The 25,922-nt window shown below is 62.8% G+C and carries 17 protein-coding genes and 1 CRISPR repeat array; of the genes, 4 read left to right on the top strand and 13 right to left on the bottom strand.

The genetic code is table 11. From position 1 onward, the window contains the following. Positions 1-20: 20 nt before the first annotated feature. A complete protein-coding gene (locus tag DN745_RS02445; protein ID WP_111331851.1) occupies positions 21-386 on the bottom strand; it encodes a DUF2200 domain-containing protein in 366 nt (121 codons plus the stop codon). Between the two features lie 161 nt (positions 387-547). Continuing rightward, positions 548-760 carry a hypothetical protein gene (locus DN745_RS02440; RefSeq protein WP_111331849.1) on the bottom strand — a complete coding sequence of 71 codons (213 nt, stop codon included), beginning with the start codon at positions 758-760 and terminating at the stop codon, positions 548-550. 729 nt (positions 761-1,489) lie between these two features. Continuing rightward, a CRISPR array of direct repeats spans positions 1,490-5,604; the repeat unit is 28 nt; unit sequence GGACTATCCCCGCGTCTGCGGGGGAACC. A 280-nt stretch (positions 5,605-5,884) separates the two neighbouring features. Here DN745_RS02440 and DN745_RS02430 point away from each other — a divergent pair. Continuing rightward, positions 5,885-6,676, top strand: a complete 792-nt coding sequence (locus DN745_RS02430) for a DUF6261 family protein (protein WP_111331845.1) — start codon at positions 5,885-5,887, stop codon at positions 6,674-6,676. Positions 6,677-7,048: 372 nt separating this feature from the next. On the opposite strand, the gene cas2e is transcribed toward DN745_RS02430, so the two are convergent. From cas2e to DN745_RS02385, 9 genes are all read right to left on the bottom strand, one after another. Then, complete coding sequence (gene cas2e, locus DN745_RS02425) at positions 7,049-7,402, bottom strand: type I-E CRISPR-associated endoribonuclease Cas2e (RefSeq protein ID WP_111331843.1); 354 nt, start codon at positions 7,400-7,402, stop codon at positions 7,049-7,051. A 54-nt stretch (positions 7,403-7,456) separates the two neighbouring features. Then, positions 7,457-8,338: a type I-E CRISPR-associated endonuclease Cas1e gene (cas1e, locus tag DN745_RS02420; protein WP_111331842.1), complete on the bottom strand. Its 882-nt coding sequence runs from the start codon at positions 8,336-8,338 to the stop codon at positions 7,457-7,459. Between the two features lie 41 nt (positions 8,339-8,379). Further along, entirely contained in the window at positions 8,380-9,186 is an 807-nt protein-coding gene (gene cas6e, locus DN745_RS02415) for a type I-E CRISPR-associated protein Cas6/Cse3/CasE (protein ID WP_204355070.1), read from the bottom strand. Between the two features lie 3 nt (positions 9,187-9,189). Then, positions 9,190-9,921, bottom strand: a complete 732-nt coding sequence (gene cas5e / locus DN745_RS02410) for a type I-E CRISPR-associated protein Cas5/CasD (RefSeq protein WP_111331840.1) — start codon at positions 9,919-9,921, stop codon at positions 9,190-9,192. A 3-nt stretch (positions 9,922-9,924) separates the two neighbouring features. After that, positions 9,925-11,208, bottom strand: a complete 1,284-nt coding sequence (gene cas7e, locus DN745_RS02405; protein ID WP_111331838.1) for a type I-E CRISPR-associated protein Cas7/Cse4/CasC — start codon at positions 11,206-11,208, stop codon at positions 9,925-9,927. A 63-nt stretch (positions 11,209-11,271) separates the two neighbouring features. After that, on the bottom strand, positions 11,272-11,847 hold the full coding sequence (gene casB, locus DN745_RS02400) for a type I-E CRISPR-associated protein Cse2/CasB (protein WP_111331837.1): 576 nt from the start codon (positions 11,845-11,847) through the stop codon (positions 11,272-11,274). After that, positions 11,825-13,399, bottom strand: coding sequence for a type I-E CRISPR-associated protein Cse1/CasA (casA, locus tag DN745_RS02395; protein ID WP_111331835.1), 1,575 nt, complete (start codon positions 13,397-13,399; stop codon positions 11,825-11,827). The genes casB and casA overlap by 23 nt, the downstream gene beginning before the upstream one ends. Before the next feature lie 24 nt (positions 13,400-13,423). Further along, positions 13,424-16,054: a CRISPR-associated helicase Cas3' gene (cas3, locus tag DN745_RS02390; RefSeq protein ID WP_204355069.1), complete on the bottom strand. Its 2,631-nt coding sequence runs from the start codon at positions 16,052-16,054 to the stop codon at positions 13,424-13,426. A 21-nt stretch (positions 16,055-16,075) separates the two neighbouring features. Then, positions 16,076-16,699 (bottom strand): 3'-5' exonuclease, encoded by a 624-nt coding sequence (locus DN745_RS02385; protein WP_239497580.1) that lies wholly within the window; start codon positions 16,697-16,699, stop codon positions 16,076-16,078. A 391-nt stretch (positions 16,700-17,090) separates the two neighbouring features. Here DN745_RS02385 and DN745_RS02380 point away from each other — a divergent pair, with 391 nt between their 5' ends. Beyond that, positions 17,091-18,260, top strand: coding sequence for an SDR family oxidoreductase (locus DN745_RS02380; protein WP_162687403.1), 1,170 nt, complete (start codon positions 17,091-17,093; stop codon positions 18,258-18,260). A 115-nt stretch (positions 18,261-18,375) separates the two neighbouring features. Continuing rightward, entirely contained in the window at positions 18,376-19,641 is a 1,266-nt protein-coding gene (locus DN745_RS02375) for a hypothetical protein (RefSeq protein ID WP_111331830.1), read from the top strand. 139 nt (positions 19,642-19,780) lie between these two features. On the opposite strand, the gene DN745_RS02370 is transcribed toward DN745_RS02375, so the two are convergent. Beyond that, complete coding sequence (locus DN745_RS02370) at positions 19,781-22,051, bottom strand: hypothetical protein (RefSeq protein WP_133621712.1); 2,271 nt, start codon at positions 22,049-22,051, stop codon at positions 19,781-19,783. Between the two features lie 71 nt (positions 22,052-22,122). Further along, a complete protein-coding gene (locus DN745_RS02365; RefSeq protein WP_111331827.1) occupies positions 22,123-22,314 on the bottom strand; it encodes a Flp family type IVb pilin in 192 nt (63 codons plus the stop codon). Positions 22,315-22,767: 453 nt separating this feature from the next. Between DN745_RS02365 and DN745_RS02360 the strand changes: the two genes are divergently transcribed. After that, positions 22,768-25,920, top strand: a complete 3,153-nt coding sequence (locus tag DN745_RS02360; RefSeq protein WP_111331825.1) for an IPT/TIG domain-containing protein — start codon at positions 22,768-22,770, stop codon at positions 25,918-25,920. Positions 25,921-25,922 lie beyond the last annotated feature (2 nt).

The raw sequence follows: 25,922 nt of genomic DNA, 5'->3' as shown, positions 1-25,922 counted from the left end.
TATTGATGATTATTTCTCGCTCAGCCCGCGCGAAGAATCTTGTCCATTTTCTTCCCCTTGGCAAGCTCGTCGACGAGCTTGTCCAGATACCGGACTTGGCGGGTGACGGGGTTGAGAATCTCCTCGACGCGGTAGCCGCAAATCGAGCCCGTAATCAGCTCGGCGTTCGGGTTTAAGTCCGCCCGCGCGAAGAATTCCTCGAAGGTCGCCTCCTCCTCGATTAGCGCCTGCAACCGCGCCGCGTCGAAGCCGGTGAGCCACTCGATGACCTCAAGCAGCTCAGCCTGAGTCCGGCCCTTCTTCTCGACCTTGGTGATATAGTGCGGGTAGACTTGGGCGAACGTCATCGTCCGCATCCGCTCATTATGCTCGGGCGTCGTCTTCATTTTTGTCCCTCTTCGATAGCGCAATCGCCTTCATTAGTCCTGGGCCGAATCGGCGAGGAGTGCTTTAGCATCGACGCCCGCCCCGCGCAAAATCTCCGCCAGGCGTCGAGCGCATAAAAGCCCGGCGGTGCGCCGAGCTTCGGGTCAAGCATCCCAAGGGCTCACTCATCCCAACAGACCAGCCCGCCGCGCCCCCTGAGCCGCGCTCCGATCGCCCCGAAATCCGCCCCCACCAGCAGGCTTCGAAACGCCTGCATCTGCTCCTCTTTCGAGAGCTCCGCCACATGCGCGAAGAGCTCCCGGGTATAAAACGGCAGCCCCTTCGCCCGCGTATGCGCGCTCAAGCTCACGACCTTCTCTTCCTTCATCTGCATCCCCTCGTCTGGGTGGGTTTAACTCGCCGGACCGACGGGGTTAGCTTAGCGCAAAGGGGCGGGGATTTCAGGTGGGCGGGGCGGTTGTTTTGTCGTAATGCGGTGGATTAACCGCCATTGGCAACGAGTGCGGCGGGGATGTTTTTGGGGTTAGCGGGAAGCCAAGGCGTCCTGCTCCCAAAGCAGGCGTGATTTATGCGGTTTAGCCGCGCGAGTGCGGGGGAACCCGCCCCCCGCAGGCCGCTCCCCTACTGGCTCGCCGCCCCTTCGCCGCCTGACACGCCCTGGGCCCTCACAAAACACAACCCTCGGCCCATTTTTTGGGCCCTCCCCCGCAAAAACGAGCCTCCTAGCTCAACTTTGAGGGGTCCCGGGCCCGCGAAACTGCCCGTCGATGCCCAGATTTGAGGCCTTGGCCCTCAAATTCGCGCTCGCACGCCGTATAATCGAGGCCCGCGCCCGACAAAGCCGCGCCAACGGTTCCACCTTGGACGCCCTCGCCCCTCCCGAGAGGCGCGTAAGGGCCGGGGGTTGGGGACAACCCCTCAAATATGGGCTCGCGATGGATCCCCCCCCGGCCCAATCCACCACCCACGCGAAGCGCCCAGGCACCCAATAGCAGCTCATCCCCTTGGGGGAAGATGGCGAGCGCAGCGCGTCAGAAGGTTGGCGGCGGTCGGGCAGGGCGTTCCGGTTCGCAGCGGTTCGGCAAGACACGCGATTGGGTGGAGAGTATCCCTGCGTCTGCGGGGGAACCCAAAGGTCTGGTGCCGATGTGGTCGATGAAGGGGGACTATCCCCGCGTCTGCGGGGGAACCAGCGCAATGCGGCGCATCAGGGCGTCTCGCTCGGGACTATCCCCGCGTCTGCGGGGGAACCGTCGCGCAGCTCCGTGGCGAGATCAGCGAGCCGGGACTATCCCCGCGTCTGCGGGGGAACCAGCCACTCATCCCGTACGATGTCCGTATCGGGAGGACTATCCCCGCGTCTGCGGGGGAACCACGCGTGGATGTTGGTGAGTTGTTTGATTGTAAGGACTATCCCCGCGTCTGCGGGGGAACCAGATCCGCCCCGATCAGGTTCGCCCCGTACAGGGGACTATCCCCGCGTCTGCGGGGGAACCGGCTGATACCCGCCTTAATGCGGGCGTTCTTGAGGACTATCCCCGCGTCTGCGGGGGAACCGTTGATGATGGCTTCGCGGCTTATACCGAATAAGGACTATCCCCGCGTCTGCGGGGGAACCGGTTCCTATATTCTTCTTAGGTACCAAGCGGCAGGACTATCCCCGCGTCTGCGGGGGAACCGGCAGCCAGTCGGACAAGTCTGGCCGAGATATGGGACTATCCCCGCGTCTGCGGGGGAACCGGCATATAGACGTTGCGGTTCTCGCCGACCGTGGGACTATCCCCGCGTCTGCGGGGGAACCATAGGCAGGTTGAGAAGGCAATCGATCTGCGCGGGACTATCCCCGCGTCTGCGGGGGAACCGATATCGTCTCCAGGTGCATGGTGTCCCCGAAGGGACTATCCCCGCGTCTGCGGGGGAACCTGCGACCCAACTGGCGAACTGACGCGCGGACATGGACTATCCCCGCGTCTGCGGGGGAACCTTCGATCAGGCTTTTGTCGTTGCTTGTCATGTGGGACTATCCCCGCGTCTGCGGGGGAACCCGCATCGTTATGTCTGACGAGTATCAAAGCATAGGACTATCCCCGCGTCTGCGGGGGAACCCGCACGAACCGGGCTGAATCAGACCAGGGCGGAGGACTATCCCCGCGTCTGCGGGGGAACCGACATGCTGACCTTGCCGCTGATCACGAACATAGGACTATCCCCGCGTCTGCGGGGGAACCGTCTCGACCTAGACGGTGGAGATATGCGACTAAGGACTATCCCCGCGTCTGCGGGGGAACCGGGCGCGTGCTAGGAGTGCGTGTAGCGCCGTCAGGACTATCCCCGCGTCTGCGGGGGAACCTTCATTGCTCATACGCGCTCTCCGCTCGGGTTAGGACTATCCCCGCGTCTGCGGGGGAACCCAGGACGTTGAGACATCCAACGACCCCGTTCCGGGACTATCCCCGCGTCTGCGGGGGAACCAGCGCAACGGGTGGCGTCGAAACAGCGCAAGGAGGACTATCCCCGCGTCTGCGGGGGAACCTACTATGCCGAGCAAGCCAATTTCCAGCTCCTAGGACTATCCCCGCGTCTGCGGGGGAACCATCGCCTTGATGTCCCCCTTCTGCACCCCCGCGGGACTATCCCCGCGTCTGCGGGGGAACCATCGCCGACCTTAACCCCGACTTCTTCCCCCAAGGACTATCCCCGCGTCTGCGGGGGAACCATCGCCTTGATGTCCCCCTTCTGCACCCCCGCGGGACTATCCCCGCGTCTGCGGGGGAACCATCGCCGACCTTAACCCCGACTTCTTCCCCCAAGGACTATCCCCGCGTCTGCGGGGGAACCCTTGGCTCATAACAGCCCGAATTTCTATGCGGAGGACTATCCCCGCGTCTGCGGGGGAACCGGTATGCGCCGTGGGAAGTATAGCGCGGCAAAGGGACTATCCCCGCGTCTGCGGGGGAACCCACGTCGACATCATCGCGATGGAATCGCGCCAAGGACTATCCCCGCGTCTGCGGGGGAACCCCGTCTCCGATAAATATCTTCTTGGCGTCACCGGGACTATCCCCGCGTCTGCGGGGGAACCAATACACGATCAACCCGTGGGCGCGCGGCGAAAGGACTATCCCCGCGTCTGCGGGGGAACCGGTATGCGCCGTGGGAAGTATAGCGCGGCAAAGGGACTATCCCCGCGTCTGCGGGGGAACCGCGCTTGCTAGGACTCAGATCGCATTTTTCCCAGGACTATCCCCGCGTCTGCGGGGGAACCAGCCCGCATAGCGCGCACCCTCTCCCCCCGGCGGGACTATCCCCGCGTCTGCGGGGGAACCTATAGCGCGGCAAAGTCCCATCATCGCGAAGCGGGACTATCCCCGCGTCTGCGGGGGAACCGCAGCGCGGCGATGCTCAGGCATCCGATGATGAGGACTATCCCCGCGTCTGCGGGGGAACCCGTTCGGGGCGCTAGACGGGATTCGGGCCAAGGGGACTATCCCCGCGTCTGCGGGGGAACCTCATCGCCGCGAAGCCGCATCGCTTCATCGACGGGACTATCCCCGCGTCTGCGGGGGAACCAAGCCCGCAAAGAGAAAGCCGAAGTCCGACAAAGGACTATCCCCGCGTCTGCGGGGGAACCGGATTTTATCATTCTGATGGGGCGCGTGCGTTGGGACTATCCCCGCGTCTGCGGGGGAACCGGCGCCGGTTATCACCAGCACCACGACCGGATAGGACTATCCCCGCGTCTGCGGGGGAACCGCGATCTCAGCGAGCGGAAGGCCAGTGTAGATGGGACTATCCCCGCGTCTGCGGGGGAACCCACACCGGGCCGTTTGAGTTCTGCTCGATGCAAGGACTATCCCCGCGTCTGCGGGGGAACCGCGTGCGCTACGACGAGCTCATAAAGATGGGCGGGACTATCCCCGCGTCTGCGGGGGAACCGATCTGGCAGATCCAGAACGCCTAGTAGGTTCAGGACTATCCCCGCGTCTGCGGGGGAACCGGTCTGCCAGGTGCGCTGTATTTCCAGCATGTAGGACTATCCCCGCGTCTGCGGGGGAACCCTCCTCGAGTGCTCATTTCGACACCTCCACCAGGGACTATCCCCGCGTCTGCGGGGGAACCAGCGCGATATCGGTGGCATCCCATGGTGCGTGGGGACTATCCCCGCGTCTGCGGGGGAACCCGCGCGTTGTCGGGGTCGCCCTCGGGTCCGGAGGGACTATCCCCGCGTCTGCGGGGGAACCACCCGGTACACAAGCTGCGTCGCGGGGTGCACGGGACTATCCCCGCGTCTGCGGGGGAACCGCGACCAGTCGGCTGGGTCGCGGGATTTTATCAGGACTATCCCCGCGTCTGCGGGGGAACCTGATCTAATCCTTTCGGCGCTTATCCGAGACCAGGACTATCCCCGCGTCTGCGGGGGAACCACGACCTCCAAAACCCGACGCGCCCCGCGCTGGGGACTATCCCCGCGTCTGCGGGGGAACCTTTCAGATCCGAGGCTTTTTGACCTTTATCAAGGGACTATCCCCGCGTCTGCGGGGGAACCCGCAAAATCGCCGGCGAATGGCAAGGTCGCGCCGGACTATCCCCGCGTCTGCGGGGGAACCTAGAAGAGTCTGGTTTAACGGCCATCGGAACGAGGACTATCCCCGCGTCTGCGGGGGAACCTCATCAACGATGACCTCGACGCCTTCACCATGAGGACTATCCCCGCGTCTGCGGGGGAACCTCCGAAGAGCGCGCCGCGACTCCGCATATCTAGGGACTATCCCCGCGTCTGCGGGGGAACCGTCGAAACAACGACGGCGGGTGGCGGCCTTCAGGGACTATCCCCGCGTCTGCGGGGGAACCATGCACGCTATTAAATCCAGATGCGTGTGTGAGGGACTATCCCCGCGTCTGCGGGGGAACCCCTGGATGCTGAATCTGTTGATCTGTAACCGAAGGACTATCCCCGCGTCTGCGGGGGAACCTCAGACGCCTCGCCTGCGATAAAGAGCGAAAAGGGACTATCCCCGCGTCTGCGGGGGAACCAGAAAAAAGCGGCGTTCGGGGCGCTAGACAAAAGGACTATCCCCGCGTCTGCGGGGGAACCTGGCAAGGCCGCCAAGACCCTCACATGGTAGAGGGACTATCCCCGCGTCTGCGGGGGAACCTCATCAACGACGACCTGGACGCCTTCACAATGAGGACTATCCCCGCGTCTGCGGGGGAACCTCTGCGACACTTTGTCGCGGAGCACCTCGATAATTACACGAATACCAAATAAATGCGAGCAACTTTTCGGCACAACTCCCCCTCCTTCTCAACGCTTTGGGTTCTATGCTAGATTTTTCCTCAGCAGCAAAAATCAGCAGGGGTGTGAGCAGTATCTACGCCTGAGACGCCGCGCGCTCGACACGGACTCGATAGACGTTGAGTGGCGCCAATATTCGGCCCGCGTGGGCCTGGATCAAACAATTCGGCCCGGGTCGCCCCGGGCAAGGAAGGCAAGATCATGGATTTCAGCAAGATGCTTAATTTGCGCACGATGGACAACGGCAGCCAACGCCACGTGCTCGACCAAATGAGTGCGGACCTCGCCGCGCTCGGCCTGCCCCGCCTCGACGGCCTGCACGCCGACGCTCTCGCGGCCAACGAGCGCGCAAACGAGGCGAACCTGCGCTGGCTCAACCAAAAGGAGCTCAACGAGACCGCGCGCAGCGACGCGCGTAGCATCGACCACGAACTCGACCGCCAGCTCGGAAGCCTGCATACCATCCTGAAAACCTACGCTGAGATGCCCGCCGGCGGCCCCGCGTCCACCCAGGCCCGCACCGTGATCGACGCGCTTTTTGCGCGCGGCGTGGCCCCCTACACCACCCTGAGCTTCAACGAAGAGCATAACCAGGTCCGCGCGCTTATCGCCACGCTGCGCGCCGAATACACCGCCGAATTGGCCGCCGTCGGCGTGAGCGCGTTGGTCGACCAGCTCGAGGTGATCAACACGGAATACGGCGAGGCGCTCAGCCGGGGTGTTGAGCGCATTAGCTTCGAGAAGGTCTCGACGCTGCGCGAACAGGCTGACCAGCTCTTCCACAAATTCCTGCTCGCCCTGATCGGCGAGCTGGTCGACCAGCCCGACATCCTCGCGCAGCGGCTCAAACCGCTTTATATTCAGCAAAAACGCGTCGCGGAGTATTTTAAACGCTATAAATCAATCCCCACCGTCGACCCTCAAACCGGAGAGACGCCCGAGACGCCCGTTGAGCGCGCCGAGCCGTTGCCGCTGCTCGGCGACGCCCCCTGATCCCCAGTCGACGCGCCGGCCCGCGACCTCACCCTGCAGGCCGGCGCTTGAGCCCCCCGCCCTCCCCCGTCACCACTGCTTCGACGCCAGACACGCCCTCAGCCCTCAAAAAACGTAACCCTTAGCTCAGTTTTGAGGCCCCGCCCCCTCAAAAACGAGCCTCATCGCCCATTTTTGAGGCCTTCAGCCCCCCCAAATGGCCCATCACCGCTCCGATTTGAGGCCCTGGCCCCCAAAAATCAGCCGCTCAAGCCATTTTTTGAGGCCCACGCCCGACGAATTCACGCTCCCACTTCCATTTTTAACGCCCTCGCACCTCCCGAGACGCCCCCCAGGGCCGTCCCTTGAGGGCATCCCCCTCAAACGCGCTCGCTAGTCCTCAGCGCCCTCCAACAATCCTTCCAACTCGTCGTGGTCGTGCGCCTGGGTCAGCGCGCGCATCGTGAGCCAAACGCCCTCGTGCTCGACGAGCTCCTTTTTGGGCCAGCCAATCATGCGCAGGCCCAGCCCCGATGGTGCGGTCTTGCTCTTCCAGAACAAAGCGATGCCCCCGTCGGCGGGCACCAGCGTGGCCCACCCCAACATCACATCCCACAGGCGCTCTCGAATCGCCTTGCGCATCGAGGGCGCGACATACACCCCCGGGGCGACCTCGAGCATGCAGGAGGCTAAAAACCCATGGAATCGCTCCGGTAGATTTCGCGTCACGGCGACGGTCATGGCCATAAGATTCGCTCCATATAATTTCAACGAGATATCAGCATTTGCCCCCGCGCCGCCTCAGCCCTCGGGGCTCTCCGACTCTTCAATGAGCTCCTTTATCGCGTCGATCATCTTGGCGATGACCTTCTTCTGCTGCAGCGTGCGCCCGGCGCGCGTGCGAGTGATGCGCTCGAGCTTGTCGCCCTCGCGCCGCTGGAATTGTTTGACGGCCCCAAACGCGATGGGCAACGTCGTATTGGCCCTAAAAAGGTCCGCGATATCCAGCGCAAATGCGTGGCCGCTGGCCTCGTGGATAAACCCCAACTGCGGAATCGTCCCGGTCAACGCCACCGCGATGCGCGCCGAGGCGTACATCGCGGTCGCCGCGTGATTGATGGCGGTGTTGATATCGTTGTCATTTTCGGGGTTATTTCGGTCGAAACTTCGCCCAGACCACTTCACCCCAAATTGCTCGGCGAGGTTTTTATAGACCTGCTTCATGCGGTGGCCTTCGACCCCCCGCAGCGCATTCAGGTCGCGATGCGGCAAATACTCGCCCAGGCGCATGGCGTACATCCTGCGGGTGATCTGGATGCGCGCCTCCGGGTCGGCCCACACCCGCGCGTGCTCGCGGGCCAGGCGCGAGTGGTCGGGCCCCGGCGGCATGCTCGTCGCATAGACGCGAACCCCGTTGGTGCCCACCGCCAAAAGGCCCGTTTGATGGCGAGCGAGCAGCCGCAGGGCATCATGGCTAACCAGACAGCCTGGGCCGAGAAGAATATTGGAGATGGTCTGAAACGGCAGGTCATACACGCCGCGGGCGAGCGCGTCGGTGCCCGCGGTCGAAAAGACCAGATTGCCATTTTGAACCGTCAACTTTCCCCGCCCCAGCCATAATAGACCGTGGCGGTCGACGTGCGGCACGCGCGCGGTTTCAAGCCCGAGTCGCCCCTTCAGCATCCCCTACCCCCTCTTTGATATGTCCATTAACAACGCCACGCTCAGGCCCGCCGAATCTTAAGCATCCCAAAGCCAAAGCTCTTATGCCGGCCAATGCCGCGGCGCAGCAACTCGCCAAATTGAGCCGCGTCAAGCACCTCGAGTTCGCCGCTGAATGTGGCGGCCGGCCGGGTGATGGTGCTGGCCTTGCGCTTGCCCGAGGCCTGGGGCCCGTGGCGGCGCAAAAACCGGTCCAGCGAGAAGCGCTCCAGCGAAATCCGCCGCGTCCGCACCGCCCCGCTGCGCTCAAAATGCCCGGTTAACCATTCACGGTAAACCGCCTCGCGCTCGAGGTCGACCTCGGGGTCATCGAGCTCCCAGGAGCGGGCGACAAACGCGTCGAGCTCCTGGCCGCGCCGCCACTTTCTGCGCCCCGATGGGGACTCTCCGGCCGACGCTTTGCGAATGACAGGACAGGCGCGCAGCTCAAACCCCAGGCGCATGCCCGGGGCGAAATGCGAGGGCATGGGCTTGGCGGCCATGCGCTCAAAATCGCAGGTCGCGTAGACCATCGGACTGGCAAAACCGCGCGCCAACTCCATCAGGGCATCGCCAGGAAGCTCCGAGTAGGCCAACACACGCACATCACGCCCGTCATCGACCTTCTTGGGCCCATGCTGCACGTCGACATAATACAAGCCCGGCGCGTTCGTGCCGAAAAGCTCGCCAAGCGCACAATGCACCATATATGAGGTATCGGCGTGGCGCAGCGGCAACCGCAGCGCGCGCGCCAGCTCGGCGAGTCGGCGCGTGCTGAACCAGAATTGCACCATATAAAGCGGCGCGCCGAGTGTTTTAGAATCCGTCATGCTCTACTCCTTGGAATGTCCAATCATAAGGTGTCCGCGCGCCACCCAGCGCTGGCCGACGTGAATCTGGTTGGCCCAGTCGCGCTGGTCGGTGACGGGTTGGCGAAAGATGCCGGGCGCCTCGTCGGCGCTGGCCGAGCTGGGCCACCAGGCCTCACACCGCGCCGGCGTCGACACCCCGCGGGCCAGCGGGGCCGCCTTGAGCGCGTCGAGCAGGCTCTCGGCCTGAGTGCGGCCCAGATAAATCGGCTCCGAGGGCGCGCAGGTCTTTCGCCCAATAAATAACGGGCGCGCCGGGCGTTGCAGCGCCTCGGCCAGCGCTTCAATCGTGGGCGCCTCGTCTGCGGGCGTGAGCGTGACGGCCACCGTATGCGCCGCGTCGGCCCAATAGTCACGCAGCCGGATATGCGTGCCGGTTTTATTGCCCCCGCCGCGCTCCTCCAATTGGCCGCGGGTCGTCCAGGCGCGCTCATCGAGCATAAAATCCTGCCCCATCGCCACCGTCTGATAATCCCGCACGCGCTCGCCCTTTCGGTCCTGGCGCGAGGCGTAGACGATTCGCTCCTGCAAACGCTGCAGGAGCTCGGCGTCGCGGTGGTGATAGCCCAGCGCGTTGGCCAGAAGCCCGCAGATCATCGACTGGGCGGGATAGGCTTGAATAACGCCGTGCCTGTCAATGATCGGCGCGCCAAAGCTTAACAGCGGCGCTTGCAGCCGCATCAATAGAATATCCATACCTCACCCCTTGACCATTTCGGCGGCCCACTGCGCGCTATTGGGAAGCGACACCGGCGCCTCGACGCCGAGCGCGTCCGCCAGACCGGCGGCATCGGAGCTCACCGACAGACGACGCTCGCCGCTGTGCCCGTACATCTGGTCGATGCCGTGGACATAGCTGCCGAGGGCCTGGTAGGCGTTCTCAAGCACGTCGGGCTGCTCGCGCACCGGGCGACGGAACGCGTTAGCCAGCGTGCGCGGCTGGGCGGAGCCGGCCTCGACCAACACACATTCGGCCCAGGCATAGGGCGCGGTCGAGCCGAGCTTTGCCCCCGGCGACACCGTCGCCTGAAGCTTGACGAATCGCTCGACGACCTGGGCGGCCAGCGTACGGTCAGCGCTCTTCCAATCCTCGCGCGCGCAGCCCTCCAGGTTCGAGATCAAAAGGGGCACGTCGATGACGGTATAACCGTAATACAACCCGCTGGTGAGCTCCGAGCTATTGATATGTCCGCCGCCCAACTCACCGCTGTCGCGACGAAGCTCGTCGATGGCGGCGAAATAATCGCTCTCGCTGGCCTCCTCGTGCACCGTGAACGCGTGGGCGACGTGAATCGCGGCATCCCCGCGGCTCAACACATCGCTGGTGACCATGCGCCCGAAAAGCGCCGCGTCGAGCCCGGAGGCCAGCTTCATCCCCTTAATATTCTTTTTAAGGTCACCCTTTTTCAGCTTCCCCAGGGTGTCCGTGACCACCTTGACCTGCTCCTTGCTCAGCTTCATCGCCGGGTTCTCCCACAGCTCGCCAAGCTCAGGCTTCATCTCGGCGATCAGCTCGGCCGACGCCTTGATAATATAGCGCAGCTCCGGCTCACCGAAGATCGTGACCTGGTTGGTCTTAAGACGGTCGATCAGTGGTTCTTCCGGGCTACTGGCGGACATAAGGGAGGCTTTATAATCAGCCGCCGAGGGCGCATCGTCCGACATGAGCCGCTGCACGAAGGTCTCGACGGTCGCCACGACCAGGCGCTCCGGCAGGCCACGCTCGATCATGGGCTTGGCGACCAGGTCACGGAAGGTCGTGCGCGAGCGGATTGAGCGCACCGGCTCCTCGAACTCCATTTTATAGAGCGCGCCCTCGCCGTCGAAATTTCGCCAATGATATTTCAGGCATTGCGAGGACACCCGCGTGCGGGTCGCCCCGCCGAAGGGCATGCGCTTGGCGAAGCCAGCGTCGTCGCGGTTTAGGAGCGTGCCGGGGTACGAGGTAAGGGTGTGGATCTGCAAGAATTTGGCGTCGGTCATGGTCTTAATCCTTCACATCAATCTGTGTCAAAAGGTCTATTCTAGGGAATTCGGAGCAATAAATTATTTAGATTCAAGCGAATGCAACGCGCGATAATAGCTGCGCGCGATCTGGCGGCGGCGGTTCTCGGCCAGCTCCCCATCTTGATGAAAGAGCAGTTGAGCCAGGTCCCCAAAATTCGCCGGGGTGCCCTTGCTCGACAGATATTGGGAGAGCCGGCGCACTTCGGCCTCCAGGCGCGCGTCGCGGGCGCGCAAAAGGCGCACAAACCGAAGCTCCGACCAGCCCGCCTCGGCCAACGCGCTGCCCAGGCGCTTATAGGGGTCGTGCTGGCCGGCGCAGATGGCCATCGCCATCAAAAGCGTCGCCCACTGGCGCTCCTTTTGGTCGCGATCGGGCCCGGCGACCCATCCGTCGGGCACGAAATCGAGCAAGATCCTCCACAACGCAGGCGTATAGGGTTTGTCAGGCGAGATGCGGCGTAGCTCGGCCATATCCCCGTTGGACAGGCCGCCGCGCTGGCCCTGGGCGTTGCGCTCAAACGCCGCAGCGATCGCGCCGAGCACGCTGCGAAGCGTCTTCTCGCCGTCGGGCGTTTCGGAAATTTCGAGGGCTTCAGGCCCCTGCGAGTTGCTCATGGCTCTCCTCCTTAGTGATGTCTTTGGGCTGAAATAAAGTGCTTAGAAATTTGCGGGCTGCCCCCTCGAAACGCCCCTCGGCGTTGCTGATAGCGCGCCACCGTCGAATTGAAGGCAGCGGGCAGGACTCGATTGCGGCCTCAAGGCGAGCACGGCCAATCGTGTAAATCGTCTCCTCCCAATTGAATTGGGCGACCTCGGGCTCCAGATCGACCGATTCCCACAGCGCGTCGAAGAAGACGTCGTCGACCTCGGCCTCGTAGGCGTTCATCCAGGTCGCGACGTCGGCGTAGTCAATCTGGGCCGAGCCGCCCGCCTGCAGGAGCGCACATAGAGATGGATAGAGAATCTGCTTGCGCATGGTGGCGGCGATTTGCACGCGCTCCTCGGCGCGCTGGCCGAGCTTTTCGCGGGCAGAGGGCTTCGACCATAGGCGGTTAATTTTGGGCGGCATTGGCACGATTCGGTGATGGAAGCCGTCGGTCTTCCCCTGCCCGCGCACCAAGGTGGTTGCGACTAAAAAGACGCCCCCATCGATCCCTTCGACGTTGAAGGTCGCGGGCTTCTCGTAGTCCCCACTAAATAGGATTTTATTGAGCATCTGATAGTCGAAGCCGTTCTCGCTGACCGTGAGAGATTTGGCTTCCTTTTTGTCGCGCACTACCGGCGTCCAGGGGTCACCGGTGAGTCCGTTGAGTTCCTTGACGCCCGCCACGCGGTAGTCGTTGGTGTTACTGCGCCAGCACTCCAGTCCGTGGGCGGTTTCGAGAAAGCGCAGCCGCCGGCAAAGCTCAATAAAGTAGGGGTCGCAATCTTGGAGGGGAAGCGCGTCCTTTTTCGATCCATCCCAAGGCAGCGTCCATGCCAGCGCAACGCCGTTCTCGTCGTACCGGTCATCGGTCAGTTTCGGCCGAGCCTTTGCCAGCACCGCCACGTCGCGCACAAACCGCGCGCCCCAGCCTATGCCAGGCGTCATGCCCAGAAGCGGACGATTGCCAAAACCACCGTTCATTCGCGCAATACCGTAATTGCCTCGCCCCAAGAAACCCTCCATGGTCTGCAATGTCAGCAGCGCATAGAGCCAGTGCTCGACGGTTGGATGAACAAGTCGGAACCGCTTAATATCGTGGTTTTTTGCCGTGATAAGAATGTCAAGATCGTCGGGCGATTCAATATCCAGCTTATATTTGGCCTTTTTGAGCGTCCCTTCGGGCACCGGCGGCTGCAAAAACGCCGGCTTGCTCACATCCTCGACAACCAAGCACCACGCGCTGGGTTCGCCATCGGCGAGTTCGAGCAATAGGGAGTTCCACTGCTCAGAGTCGGTGGGCGGTTCGGTGAGTCCGTGTCGGGCCATCGCCATCGCGGCGATCTGGACCAAAAAGCTATGCCAGGGTTGGCGCTGGTGAATCTGAAGCGCGTCGAAGGATTCGATCGCGTCGTCCGCCAGCGCGGCGAGCACCTGAGGGAGCGTGTATTGGAGTCGCGTTGCGTCGGTCCTGCGCACGCTCAATAAGGCGTCATCGAGCAGATTATAGCGTGTATCAGCCATGGGTTAATTCCCCGCCATGCGTCGTTATTGTTGATGAAGTTGGATGCCCAACCGGTCGTAGCGATAGCTTTGGCCGGCGAAGTCAAAATACAAGGCGTCGTCCTCGACGCGAATCTCGGTGGCGAATTCCTCCGGTTGTTCATTGGAGTCATCAGCCGCATGATTGGCCATAAAAGCCGGCAGCGTAAGCTCTCGGGTCGCCTCGCCAAAAGGCCCAATCACCGCATCTTCAATGCGCACTCGCCGATCGCCCTCGCCCAGACGCGTCTTGATGCGCTCGTCGAGATCGCTCGAGAATAAAGAGTCCGAATCACCATAAAGAATCGTGCGATCAATTAGGTTTAGGTCGGCCAGGGCCCTGTCTGCGAATTCTGTTCCGCCCATACATATCGCATGAGAAACCCAAGCGCCACCCAAATCTGAAACTATTTCAGCCAGCCCCTCCGGGTGCGTAGCGCGCTCGACCAACTCGCGATTCATCGCTGGGATAGTCCAGGTGGATTTTTGCTCAATCAACCGCCAGGTCGCCTCGAGCATGCGCATATCACTGTAGACGGTGCCCAGCCCGCAGGGGCCGCGCCCCTGCCCGGACTCCTGAATAAACGCGCCGAGGTCGCGCTCATCGGGGAGAAGCACGACCAATTTTGGCGCGCTAAAACCGCCCGGACGCGCGCGCCTGTCGTGGCGGTGCAGCCGACCGATTCGTTGCAGGAGCACGTCGACCGGGCATAAATCGCTGAGCAGAAGGTCCGCGTCGATATCAAGGCTCTGCTCGACGGTCTGGGTAGCGACGGCCACACATCCGGCGCGCGCGGTGTCCTTTCCAAAATTGGCCTCAATGGCCTGGTCGAGCGCGACGCGATCGACGCCCGCGAAGCGGGAATGATGGGGAGCGGGGACGCCGCCCACATCGAAAAGTAGTTCGCGCGCCGAGCCGACCTCATCCTCCAGGGCCAACTGCACCTGCCGACAGGTCGCGACGGTATTGCGGATAATGAGCACCCGCGCACCTTTTTTAGCCGCCGCCACGGCGACGCGGGCAATCTCGGCGGGGTGCTCGGCGAGCTGCTGGCCGTCGATTTGAACCGTCTTGGAATAATCCGAGGAAGGCGCGTGGAGTTGGACCGGCTCACGCCGCCGGCCGTCGACGTGAGTCAGGAGCGGATAAGGCTCCTGGGCGGCCTCCTCTAACCCAGGCGGCTGTTGGCGCCCCCGCGTCACGAGCCGAGTACGCGTGGCGCTTCCCAGCGTAGCCGACATCAACAGCGCGTGGCCGCCGGCGTTCAGATGATGATCGAGCACCGTTTCGAGCAGTCGGGTCATATAGGTATCGGAGGCGTGGACCTCATCGACCACCAAGAGGTGGCGCAGAAGCGCCGAGGCGCGCAGGTGCGCGTGGCCAACCTTAAGCCCCGATAAGAGCGCCTGGTCGATGGTCCCCACTGCGACCGCCCCCGCCAGATAGCGTTTGGGCTGCTCGGCCGCCCAGCCGCGCCATCTGTGACGGCTCTGATCAGGCCATAGGACCCGAAAATGCGGCAGCCGTTGCACCGCCTGGGTGCCGTCGACCTCCAAATATCCCGGCACCGCCAACACCGCGGGCGGGCGTATCTCTGGGTCTGGAAACGCGCGCTCAAGGGTCTCGACCACACGCCGATAAAGCTGAGTCGCCGCCGTACGCGTCGGCAACGCGAAATACATGCCGTCGACCTCGCCGGCGTGAAAGAGCCGGATAAAGCGGGCGATCGCGGCCTCAGTTTTACCCGAACCGGTGTCGGACTCGAGCACCGTCAGGCTACCGTTTTGGTGAATGGGCAACTCGGCGCAAACCCGTTGAATCTCGTAGGGTGGAAATGGACTGACCGCCGCGAATTCAGGCGTTTTCTCGCCGAGCGACGCGCGGGCACGTGCTGGATTAAGCCCCATCTTTTGCAGCGCCTGGCGGGCCTGCTCGCGCGCGAATTCAATGCGATTAGACTCGTCGTCGCGCCAACAGAAAACCTGCTCGTCCGAGCCCATCCAGTCGGCCAGGGTCAGCACGCCGTTGTAGGCGTGCAAGAATTCGGAGGACATGCGAAACGCCGGAGCGTCGTCAAAAGCCTGCGGAAACCACGCCTCTGTGGCTCGGCGCAGGTCCTCGATGCCCTGAACAGGGCTTTGTGCATCCTTTTTACGCCATAAATGCGCCCGAAAGCCCGGCTGCGGCTCAACGGGGCGACCGTGGTGCCCCCAGGTGGCCAGCAGGAACGCGATTACCTCCTGTTCGCCGCCAAACCATCCGGCGATCTCTCGAACCCCCAACGCCTCAACGAGCTCACCCTGAATCGCGTCATCGGTCCGAAGAAAGTTGATCAACGGGGCGACATGCCCGATAGGCGGGGCCTTTTTGTCGAGCGCACGCGCCTGAAACCCGTGATTGACCTTGCCGACATCATGAAGCGCAGCGAGCACGCAAAGACGAGCAGTCTGTGCCGGGCTGAGGTGCTCTTGGCCAAGCAAATGCCCGAGTCGACGCCCCAATATTGTGTGCTCAAGCAACGCCTCGAGCATCGCCGCCACGTCGGCCGAATGCGCCATAAGCGGGTGCCAGCCAACAAGGCGGCCATCTTCGTCGCGCGCGGTCTTCGCCCAAAATGTGTTTATAGGAAGCTTCAAGGGTCATCTCCTATGAAAGAATTAAAGCGCGAATCGCCGCATCTTAGCATCGGCCAATGTTTTGAGTGCGAAACGCTCCGACAAACTCTCGAATACCGACAGGCTTAGTCGAGCGTCGGGCTCGGCACGGTGGAGCGCGTCGGGCAACGCGAGCTGCAGATGCCTGGCGACCCGAGCCAGCTCGAAATTGTCGAGCATATTAGCCAGGTATTTGCGACTAAGTCCGAGTGTATCGATGCAATAGAGGGGTGGGCAGAACTGCCCGAGCCGGTCGGCCTCGGCGGCTAAGAACTTCAGGTCAAAGCTTAAATTATGCCCAACGAGAATGGTTCCCTCGAAGCTGTTCATTAGCCGTCCAAGCAGCTCGGAGGTAAGCGTTGCGTTTGCATCCCCCAAGCCGCTCCAGCCCAGCCGAAGCCCGCCTTGGTCCACCAGGGCGAACTCCCGAATCCGCGCGCCGCGCTCGATATAGAGGCCGTCGGTCTCGGTATCGAAGCCGGCCAGCGGCGCTTGGGAGATGAGGTCGGTGGGGCGGATCGGGGTTTTCGCCTTAAAGGCTGGACGGTGAATAGCGGTCACGTTTTCCCGTAACGATCGAGTTCTTCTTGGTGCATTTCGGGGTGAGACATGATTTCTTTGCTCCATAGCCACACAAACGCTCCCGATCGCATCGACGATCAAAAAACACACAAAAAACCTAGTGGCACCCCGCAGGCGCGATTGACTTCAAAACGAAGGCTATACCCACGCGTTCGGCGTCGCAAGGTCGGTTCGTGTTAAATTATCGTTAAATGATCGTTTAGGAATGGAAACGCACGATGAATATTTGGGAGTCACCGCTGCCTCGGTTTCGCCGCGTCGCGGCGACAAGAGCAGGATGCTCTTGCTCCAATGACCGGCTCGCCCCGCCCCCACCCACCTCCCATATTGACCCACCCCACCATGTAAAATACGTTGCGCCCGCGCGGCCCGGGGCTACCGGCCTCGGGCCGCCGCGTGAACACTACTTTTGCGGCGGCACCCAATGGTTGCAGATATGAATATAGACGTGGCTCAATCGGATATTCTGGAGAAGATCGACGGCGCGGTGGACGCGCTCGACCCGAACCTCGTGGATGGAAATGTGCTGGTCACCGGGTTCCCGGGGTTTGTGGCCAAGCAGCTGCTTCGCCGGCTTATTTTGCTGCAGCCCCGGGCGCGGTTTTATCTGCTGATTCAGGGGCATCTGCGCGGGGTGGCCGAGCGGTCGCTGGCGGAGCTTGAGGAGATGCTCCCGGAGTTTGAGGGGCGTTGGGAGCTGGTGGAAGGCGACATCACCGCGGTGAACCTGGGCATGGCCGAGGCGAAGCATCGGGCGCTGCTCGACACGGTCACCAGCGTGTGGCACCTGGCCGCGATCTACGACCTCGCCGTGCCCGAGCGCGTGGCCTATCAGGTCAACGTGGGCGGGACGATGAAGATTCTGGACTTCTGCGAGCGCGCAAGCGGGCTTAAACGCCTCAATTATGTGTCGACCTGCTATGTGTCGGGGGAGCGCGAAGGGACGGTCTATGAGGACGAGCTCGACGCGGGGCAGCGCCACCAGAATCACTATGAGACCACGAAGTTCTGGGCCGAGGTTGAGGTGCGCCGGCGAGCGGAGCAGATCCCGACGGTCATCCTGCGCCCGGGCATCATCGTGGGAGATTCGCGCACCGGTGAGACCGACAAATACGACGGCCCGTATTTTCTGATTAAGCTGCTCCACCGCATGCCCGAGTGGCTCCCGATGCCCAATGTGGGGCGCGGCGAGGCGTTGGTGAACCTGATCCCGATCGATTTCGCGACCGACGCGATGGCCTACCTGGGCCTTAAAGCCGGCCTCACGGGGCAGACCTTTCATATCGCCGACGCCCATCCGATGCAGGCGCGCGACGTCATCGCGGCGATCCTCGCCGCCATGGGACGCGCGCCCGCGGTCGCCACGGTCCCCCACGAGCTTGTCGACGCCGCGCTGAGCCGGCGCAACGTCGAAAAACTCGCCGGGGTGCCGCGTGAGACCCTGGCGTATTTCAACCACGGGGCGCGCTATGACTCCCGCCAGGCCCAGGCGGCGCTTGGCCAAACCGGCATCTATTGCCCGCATTTGGCGTCCTATATCCAGACGCTCGTGGACTATTTCCTGCGTCATCCCGAGAAGTCGTTTTTGGACCGCCGCGGGGCCTGAGGTCGTTTTCGGGGGCGCCTCGGAGACTTGATCGTCAAGCCAAGTTCAATCAGAATAATCACATAAGTTCATGACGAGCTTTCGCTACCTTTAACCCACATTGGACCTTTGTAAAATGAAGATTGTCAACAGTTTGCGATATACAGCGGGGCTTGTTGCGCTGAGCTTTTTAGCGCTCCCGACCGGCTGTGGTGGTGACAACTCAAAGCTGCTCGGGTCTACCCGGGATACGGGCACGACGAAGGTCGACCCGGTGCCGGACACCACCGGCCCCGACGCGGACACCTTCAGCCCGCAGGACACGGCATCGCCCGATGTGCAGGAAGAAGAAGACACGCTGTCTCCCCCCGACGTGCAAGAAGACACCTCGGTCACCCCGACAGAGAGCGTCTCGCTGGTCGAGTATAGCTTCGACGCGTCCAATGCGGTGTGCGCCAAGCTCTATGAGTGCGGCGCAGAGGTCGACTCGGTCCGCGCCCAACTCGAAATGGACTTCGCCTTTTCGGATGTCTTCGGGTGCCAGGAGAAGCTCTCGTATCGCCTCTTCGAGGCATCTCGCCGCGCGATGATGGGCGCCGAAGCTGGCCGGTTGACCTATTCGGACACGCAGGCCGCGGCGTGTGTGGACGCGCTCGCCACCAGCAGCTGCCAGGACCTGGCGGGGGCGCTGCAGGACTACCGCTTTGACAGGGTCTTGCAGACCGCGGCCTGCTCGGGCGTGCTGACGCCGGGCCAGGCGCTCACGCAGGAATGCCTGACGCCGGATGACTGCGCGGGACAAGACGTCTTTTGCGACGGGGCAGCCTACACCTCGACCGACCAGACCTTGGGCGAGTGCACGAGCCTGGGCACCAACGGCAGCTTTTGCAGCGGCGCTTTTGCCTGCGCCGAAGGCCTGTATTGCGATATGCAATCGGGCGAATGCGCGCCCATTCCAGGGGCCGGAGAGGCCTGCAGCCGGGTGTGTGAGGAGGGATACTTCTGCGACCAAACCTGTCTGCCGCTCGGTGATGCCGGGGCAGAGTGCTTCCTGGACGAAGATTGCAAGCCGGGCCTGGCCTGCGACTATTCCAATGACACCTGCGCCCCGCTCCCCGGCGAGGGAGGAGACTGCTCGGACCTCTACTGCGCCCAGGGTCTGACCTGCCAACGCGATGCGAATGGCTCGATTTGTGTCGGCGAGCCAGGGGTTGGGGCGAGCTGTGAGTTTAGTGATGATTGCGCCGCAGGTCTTGTGTGTAATGGCAGCAATGAGTGCGCGGTCGCCCGCCTGCCCGGTGAGTCCTGCGAACCCGGCGCGTGCATCTGGTACGCCACCTGCTCCTCAAGCGGTGCCTGCGAGCTCGCGACGTTGGAGGAGCTCGACGATCGCGCGAAATAATCGCCTCGCCTGACCGGCAACGCGCCCACACAAAAAAGCGCCCCTCGGATGGATTCGAGGGGCGCTTTTTTGTGTCCTGAGAGCGCCCGATTAAGAGGGCTCTAAAGCGGCGCGGCGAGCGCCGCGCCGGTGGAATGCGTTAGGGAAGCACGAAGGTGAAGTTACGCGATTGACCGTCGGCCGCCATCGACTCACTGGACCAGGAGGTGACTTCCTCGCCGTCGGCTTCGACGATGAGGTCAAAGGTCGCCGAGCCCGAACCTGCGGTGTAGGTCTTGACGTTGATGGAATACTCGTTGCCAGCGCCTCGCAGCACGTCGGCGGCGTCCTCGACGAAGATCTCTTCGCGATAGGCGCCGAAATCGGCGTCCGGCTCGTCGGTGCAGCGCGCGTTGTCGGGGTTGGACTCACGCGGGCAGATATCACCGCTGTGCTGATAACCCTGAACCGGTCCGCTAAAGGCGCGGTAATTGACCGAGACCGGCGCCGAAAGCGACAGGTCGAGGTCGGAGGTGCCGTCAGCCCACAGGACTTTGATGCTCAGCGGGCCAGGCGTCTCGGGTTCGTCTCCCAGACAGGTCTTGGCGCACATGGTCTCGGGGTTCTCCGGGCAATAGTCGGAGCAGGTGTCATAGAGGTCCATATCCCAATCGCAATTGCTGCAAATCGTGGTGGCGTCGAGCCCCATCTTGCCCTGGGCGCCGATGCGACCGCAGAGGTTGCGAACCGTGTCGCTCTCGGTGCAGGTGCCGTAGGTTTCGCTGGTGCCGTTGGTCGACCAGAGTCCGCCGGCGTCAAACTTGATCTCGGCGTAGGGAGTGAACGGCTCCAGATAAGGTCCGGCCACGCCGTAGAGCATCAGGTCGATGCGCGGCGCCAGCTTAATCGACGCGCTCGCGGTCCCACGCGCCGAGGCGGTGAAGGTCTGCTCGGTGAAGTCCAACCCGGCGATTGAGGGGTTCGGGTTGCGCTCGGGGTTGGGCTGGAACGCGTCGTATTTGGCGCCCTCGGGGTGATGCGAGGAGAACGCGCGGAACTGACCGTTGCTCAGCTCGACGCCCAGCCCATTGTCGTGCGCGGCGCTGGCGAAATAGTGGAACCCGGAGCCAAAGCGCAGGCCCTGGATCGAGATGGGCGCCAGGGTCGCGTGGGCGTCGACCCGCGCTTTGAGCGTCAGGTCAAGCTTGGCGCTGACATTCGAGGTGATCAGCACGGGCAGCCAGCCGATGAAGAACATCTTGCTGGCGACCTGCTTCTTTTTGTCCCAGAGGTTGAAGGTCTCATCAAAGCCGCGCTCGACGCCAATCTTGAGCTCGCCGGTGCTCGGCTCGACCGTGCCCTCGCCGTCGACGACCAGGCGCTTAAGCGTGCCGCTACAATGGTCTTTGGCCCAGTCGACCTGAACCGGATGGGGCGGAAGGTGCCCTTCGCAGGTACGCCCATCGACGACCCAATCGTGCCAGGAGCTGCCGTCTTCGAGCAGGTCATCGAGGGTGATATTTCCGGCGTAATATTGGTCGTAGAGCGCGCGACACTCGGCATTGTTATTGGCGAAATCAAGCGATGCGATGATGTCGTTGCAGGAGGCGCCTTCCGAGGAGAACCAGCCCCAGCCGGTGGACCGGGTCGTGGTGAATTCGCAGCGACCACTGCTGCGATTGCAGGTGGCCGCGCGGTTGGCGCCGCGCGCGGCGTTGGGGAAGCAGTCCGCGGTGGCCGAACAGGTCTGGGTGCCCTGGAATTCGGTGCGGCGAACGTCGTTATCCGCGTCGATCTCCATGTCAAAATAGAACTGCGCGCTGACATTGATGCTCGGCTCGGCTTCCATCGTGACGCCGCCGAAGGTCTTGCTGACCGACTCGCTAAACGTCTTGCTGCCCTGGATATTATACTCGGGGACCTGACTGCTCAGCCCTTGCTGGCGCGAGCCAAGCGCGCCGTCTGCGCCCATCGTATCGGAGCTCGGGCTCGACGATAGTGAGCCTTTATAGACCGCTTCGGTGATCGCAGCCTGGCGGGTTTGATAAATGACCTGATCGCCGGCGTATTCAACGCCGGTGATCTTGCGCAAAAACGCCTGGTCCTCGACCACCGACGCCAACACGTCGCCGTGCTCGAATTGAGCGGCGTCCAGGCTAAGCGGCGCGATGATGCGGCCGGGCTCAACGATGAGCTCGGCGAGCAACTCTTCGCTGACCTGATGCGTCCAGGGCATCACGATATTCTGCTCGCGCTCCACATATTCATCGCCCAGGTTTTTAAGCGCGTCCGGCGGCGTATCCGAAGACTCGGAGGCCGAGTTGGAGTTCACGATCTTAGCCGATTCGCCGCAACCTGCCAGCGGCATACTAAGAAGCAATAAAGCGCTTGAAATGATGAGCCAGGAGGGTCGGTTTGTTTTCCGAAGCATTTTGGGTCCCTTATTGCTGCATTAATTATCAGAAGATTTGTAGAAAATTTTGCGGCCAATGCGGCGCAGAATCAGAACGTAACCTCTTTATCTACCCCGTCGGTCGCAACCTTAAATTTGCCCGACACGGTTGAGCCATAAACCTTGACAATCGCGATGACGAAGCAGGCGATGAGGATCAACAGAATGATATATTCTGTGGATGTCGCGCCGACTTCGTCGCGGTGCCAGCGAGCTAAACTGTTTTTTATTTGGCTGGTCATAAGCGATTCATCGATAAATAGAGGCAGTAAGAGAACCGGACCGCTTCGGTAAAACCCCAGCTCAAGCGATACAGCGCATCATCCAAGTGATTAAAAGAGGTCCCCTGGGCTTTGGCAGCCGACTAAAGTTGCCACAGACAACCCTGACGAACACTCTCATCATATTAGAAATATATGAATATTTGGCGAACACGTCAATTGGAGTCGCTTTTTAATTATCGCCCAAACGGAGGCCATGATGTCCTCGGTTTAGAGCGCCGAAAGGTCCGGCGCTCATCGCTGGTTGTTGTATGGTGACCGCGCCCTTAGTATGCTCAGGTTACCAAGCGCCGCTATTTTGTTCGTATCGACGCGCGCAGCTCACGACACTTTGGGACGCCCGGCCCCCCGTCCAAGTGACTGGCTTTTGAACAACTTCGGACCTGGGTCCGATTGACGCAATGGAGACGCCGAATGATTCACCTGTCAAAACGACGTGCGTTCATCAGCTTATTCTTGCTCTGCCTTTTGGCATTGGGCGCGTGCTCGGACGACCAGAATACCGACGGCGGCGATACCTATTCTGACGTGACCCCGGCGGACACCCGGGGCGCGGACGCGGGCGAGGATGCCCGCACCAACAACGACCCGAGTGATGTGCGCGAGGAGCGCGACACTCGCCAGCCCCGCGACACCGATCCGGGCTGGGATTGGGACCTGGGCGGCGACGTCGAAGAGGAGCCATTCGCGCTTGAGCGGGTGCTCCCGGCGTCCGGCCCGATGCAGGGCGGCAACCGGGTGCGCGTGGTCGGCACAGGCTTTGAGCCGGGGACGCGCGTGTTTTTCGGCGAGCATGAGATGACCGTTGAGGTGACGCGCACGCAGATGCTCGGGCGGGTGCCCGCGAGCAACTCGCCGCGCGTCGTCACGGTCAAGGCGATTGGGCCGGACGGCGAAGTCCGCGCGCTCCCCGACGCCTACGAATATGTTGAGGGGCTCACGGTCGAGCGGGTGACGCCGCGGCGCATCCCGACCCGTGGCGGTGTCGAAGTCGAGGTGCGCGGCAGCGGGTTCTCGCCCGATATGGCGGTCAACTTCTCGGGCACCCCGGCCCGTCGCATCACCTATATTGACTCGGGCCTTTTGCGCGTGCTCACCCCACCGCGCCCCGCCGGCCAAGCGGATCTACAGCTCACGACGCGCTCCGAATCGGCCCGCGCCGCCAACGCCATCGAGTATTATGAAGAGCTCGCCATTACGGAGGTTCGCCCGGCCAGCGGCCCCGTCGGGGGCGGGCAGACAGTGACCCTCAAAGGCAGCGGCTTTGAATCCGGCATGCGCTTTTTATTCGGCGGCGAGTCCGCCCAGGTGTTGTCGGTCGACGCCCGAAACGGCAGCGCCACCGTGCGCACGCCGGCGCACGCCGCCGGCCTGGTGTCGGTCAGCGCGCAGACCAGCAACGACAACGCGATCTCGACGAACGCCTATCTTTACACCGCCAACGCCACCGCGCAGATCGCCGCGATTCGCCCGAGCGTCGGACCGACTTCGGGCGGTACCGACGTTGAGATTATCGGCGTGGGGCTAAACGGCGCGGGCGTCGCGTTTGACTTCGGCGCGAATCAAGCCACCGTGATTGCCCGCGACGATAGTTGGGCGCGGGTGCGAACGCCCGCGGCTCCGGCGGGGCGCGTCGACGTGACGATGCGCAACGCCGGCGGCGAAATCGGCCGGCTCACCGACGCCTTTGAGTATCAGCAGGCCCTTGAGATCGCGTCGCTGAGCCCGAGCGAGGGACCGGTAGCCGGCGGCACTTCGGTGACGATTCTGGGGAGCGGATTTACGGGCGCCGAGCGCGTCGAGTTTGGCGGCATCGCTGCCCCATTCACGGTTGACTCCGACACCCAAATCACCGCCCAATCGCCTGCGCACGGCGCGGGCCTGGTGGACGTGCGTGTATCGCGCGGGGGCGTGGCCAGCGTGGCCGAAGACGCCTTTAATTATACCCAGGCCCTCGAAATCTGGGGGTTCACCCCGATCCGCGGCGCCATCGCCGGCAATACCTATGTCGAGGTGCGCGGCCAGGGATTCTACGGCGAGCTCCGGGCCTATTTCGACGATATCGAGGCCACCGATGTGCAGCGCGTGGACCGCAATAATCTGCGCCTCTACACACCGCCGCACGACGCCGGTGAGGCCGAACTGCGCATCGAGGCGCGCTCTACGGCCCCGGGCGACTCCCAGGAGACGATCCGCAGCGCCACGGGCCCCTACCCCTTCGAGTTCTATAACCCCGCAAATCGCTTCGGCGGCGCGTCGGGCGAGGAAGTCGCCGGCTCGGTCAACGTCTCGGTCTACGCCGATGGCGGCACCCCGATCCCCAACGCCTTTGTGATGCTGTCGACCCGCGGCGACACCCAATACCAGGGGTTCACCGACGCCAACGGTCAGTTGACCCTGTCGGGTCCGCATGTGCTGGGCCCGCAGACGGTCACCGCCACGGCGCGTGACTTCTCCAGCGCCACGATTCACGCCATCGACGCGGAGAATATCACCCTCTTTTTGACCTATCTGGTGCTCGACCCGGACGGTGAAGGCGGCGGCGGCACCCCCGGCCCGCCCATTCCCTCGGCGCGCATCCGCGGCGAAGTCCTCATTCAGGGAAAACTCGCCAACCCCGACGACCAACACACCTACGATATGGCCGTGGTCGGCACCACGCGCAGCGCGCGCGGCGGCGGCCGGCTCAACCCCGGCCCGGGCGCGACCGTGATGGGCTCGGGGCGCTACGATATTGTGTCGCGCACCGGTGACCTGGCGACCGTCGCGCTCTGCGGCGTTTATAATGAGACGACCGACGTCTTCACCCCGCAATTTATGGGGATCGAGCGCTATATGGTCGTCAACGATCAGGAGACCTACGAGGTCGATCTTGTCTGCGATATCCCGCTCGACCAGGTCGCGCGGGTCAAGCTGGTCAACCCGGTCTACTCGCCCCAGGGCCCCGACACGAACCTCGTCCAGATCCACTGGGATTTCGGCATCGACGGGGTCTTCACCGCCCCGATTATGGGCCGCGGCTTCGCGGATATCGTCGAGGTGCCCGCCCAACCCGAGGCGACCGGCGTGCTCCAGGATTTGCGCTATAGCCTGGTCGGCGGCAGCTTCACCGGGCAATACTCGCCGTCGACTCAGTCCATGCTCGACGGCGTGAGCACCCTGGAACATATCATCGTCATGCCCCCGCTGCTCGACGTGCCCGAGCCGGTGTCACCGGTGGTGGGCGGAAATATCGTCAATAATACGGTGGTCTTTCAGGTCGACGGCCCGCACTACGCCGACTTCTATTCGGTGCAATTCGTCAACGACGACGGGCTGCCCTTCTGGGAGTTGGTCATCCCGGGCGACCAACATACGATCCGGCTGCCCGACTTCCCCGACTTCTCGTTCTTGCCCGAGGAGCAACGCCCCAACCCCTGGAATACGAGCCGCATCTACATGACCATGATCGGCGTGCGCTCGGCCCCGGACTTTGTCTTCGAGGAGTTCACCTACCGCGACCTGCGCTCGGAGCGCTGGAGGGCGTATTCGCTGACGCGCTGGAGCTTTTTGCCGCCGCTACCCTGAGG

The organism is Bradymonas sediminis, from assembly GCF_003258315.1.
GTDB lineage: Bacteria > Myxococcota_A > Bradymonadia > Bradymonadales > Bradymonadaceae > Bradymonas > Bradymonas sediminis.
This window is presented reverse-complemented; position numbering and strand designations above follow the sequence as displayed.

What these genes read in the sequence shown, in the direction of transcription:
- DN745_RS02445 (WP_111331851.1), bottom strand. Translation starts at nt 386, where the DNA reads ATGAAGACGACGCCCGAGCATAATGAGCGGATGCGGACGATGACGTTC.
- DN745_RS02440 (WP_111331849.1), bottom strand. Translation starts at nt 760, where the DNA reads ATGCAGATGAAGGAAGAGAAGGTCGTGAGCTTGAGCGCGCATACGCGG.
- DN745_RS02430 (WP_111331845.1), top strand. Translation starts at nt 5,885, where the DNA reads ATGGATTTCAGCAAGATGCTTAATTTGCGCACGATGGACAACGGCAGC.
- cas2e (WP_111331843.1), bottom strand. Translation starts at nt 7,402, where the DNA reads ATGGCCATGACCGTCGCCGTGACGCGAAATCTACCGGAGCGATTCCAT.
- cas1e (WP_111331842.1), bottom strand. Translation starts at nt 8,338, where the DNA reads ATGCTGAAGGGGCGACTCGGGCTTGAAACCGCGCGCGTGCCGCACGTC.
- cas6e (WP_204355070.1), bottom strand. Translation starts at nt 9,186, where the DNA reads ATGACGGATTCTAAAACACTCGGCGCGCCGCTTTATATGGTGCAATTC.
- cas5e (WP_111331840.1), bottom strand. Translation starts at nt 9,921, where the DNA reads ATGGATATTCTATTGATGCGGCTGCAAGCGCCGCTGTTAAGCTTTGGC.
- cas7e (WP_111331838.1), bottom strand. Translation starts at nt 11,208, where the DNA reads ATGACCGACGCCAAATTCTTGCAGATCCACACCCTTACCTCGTACCCC.
- casB (WP_111331837.1), bottom strand. Translation starts at nt 11,847, where the DNA reads ATGAGCAACTCGCAGGGGCCTGAAGCCCTCGAAATTTCCGAAACGCCC.
- casA (WP_111331835.1), bottom strand. Translation starts at nt 13,399, where the DNA reads ATGGCTGATACACGCTATAATCTGCTCGATGACGCCTTATTGAGCGTG.
- DN745_RS02385 (WP_239497580.1), bottom strand. Translation starts at nt 16,699, where the DNA reads ATGGAGCAAAGAAATCATGTCTCACCCCGAAATGCACCAAGAAGAACT.
- DN745_RS02380 (WP_162687403.1), top strand. Translation starts at nt 17,091, where the DNA reads ATGAATATAGACGTGGCTCAATCGGATATTCTGGAGAAGATCGACGGC.
- DN745_RS02375 (WP_111331830.1), top strand. Translation starts at nt 18,376, where the DNA reads ATGAAGATTGTCAACAGTTTGCGATATACAGCGGGGCTTGTTGCGCTG.
- DN745_RS02370 (WP_133621712.1), bottom strand. Translation starts at nt 22,051, where the DNA reads ATGCTTCGGAAAACAAACCGACCCTCCTGGCTCATCATTTCAAGCGCT.
- DN745_RS02365 (WP_111331827.1), bottom strand. Translation starts at nt 22,314, where the DNA reads ATGACCAGCCAAATAAAAAACAGTTTAGCTCGCTGGCACCGCGACGAA.
- DN745_RS02360 (WP_111331825.1), top strand. Translation starts at nt 22,768, where the DNA reads ATGATTCACCTGTCAAAACGACGTGCGTTCATCAGCTTATTCTTGCTC.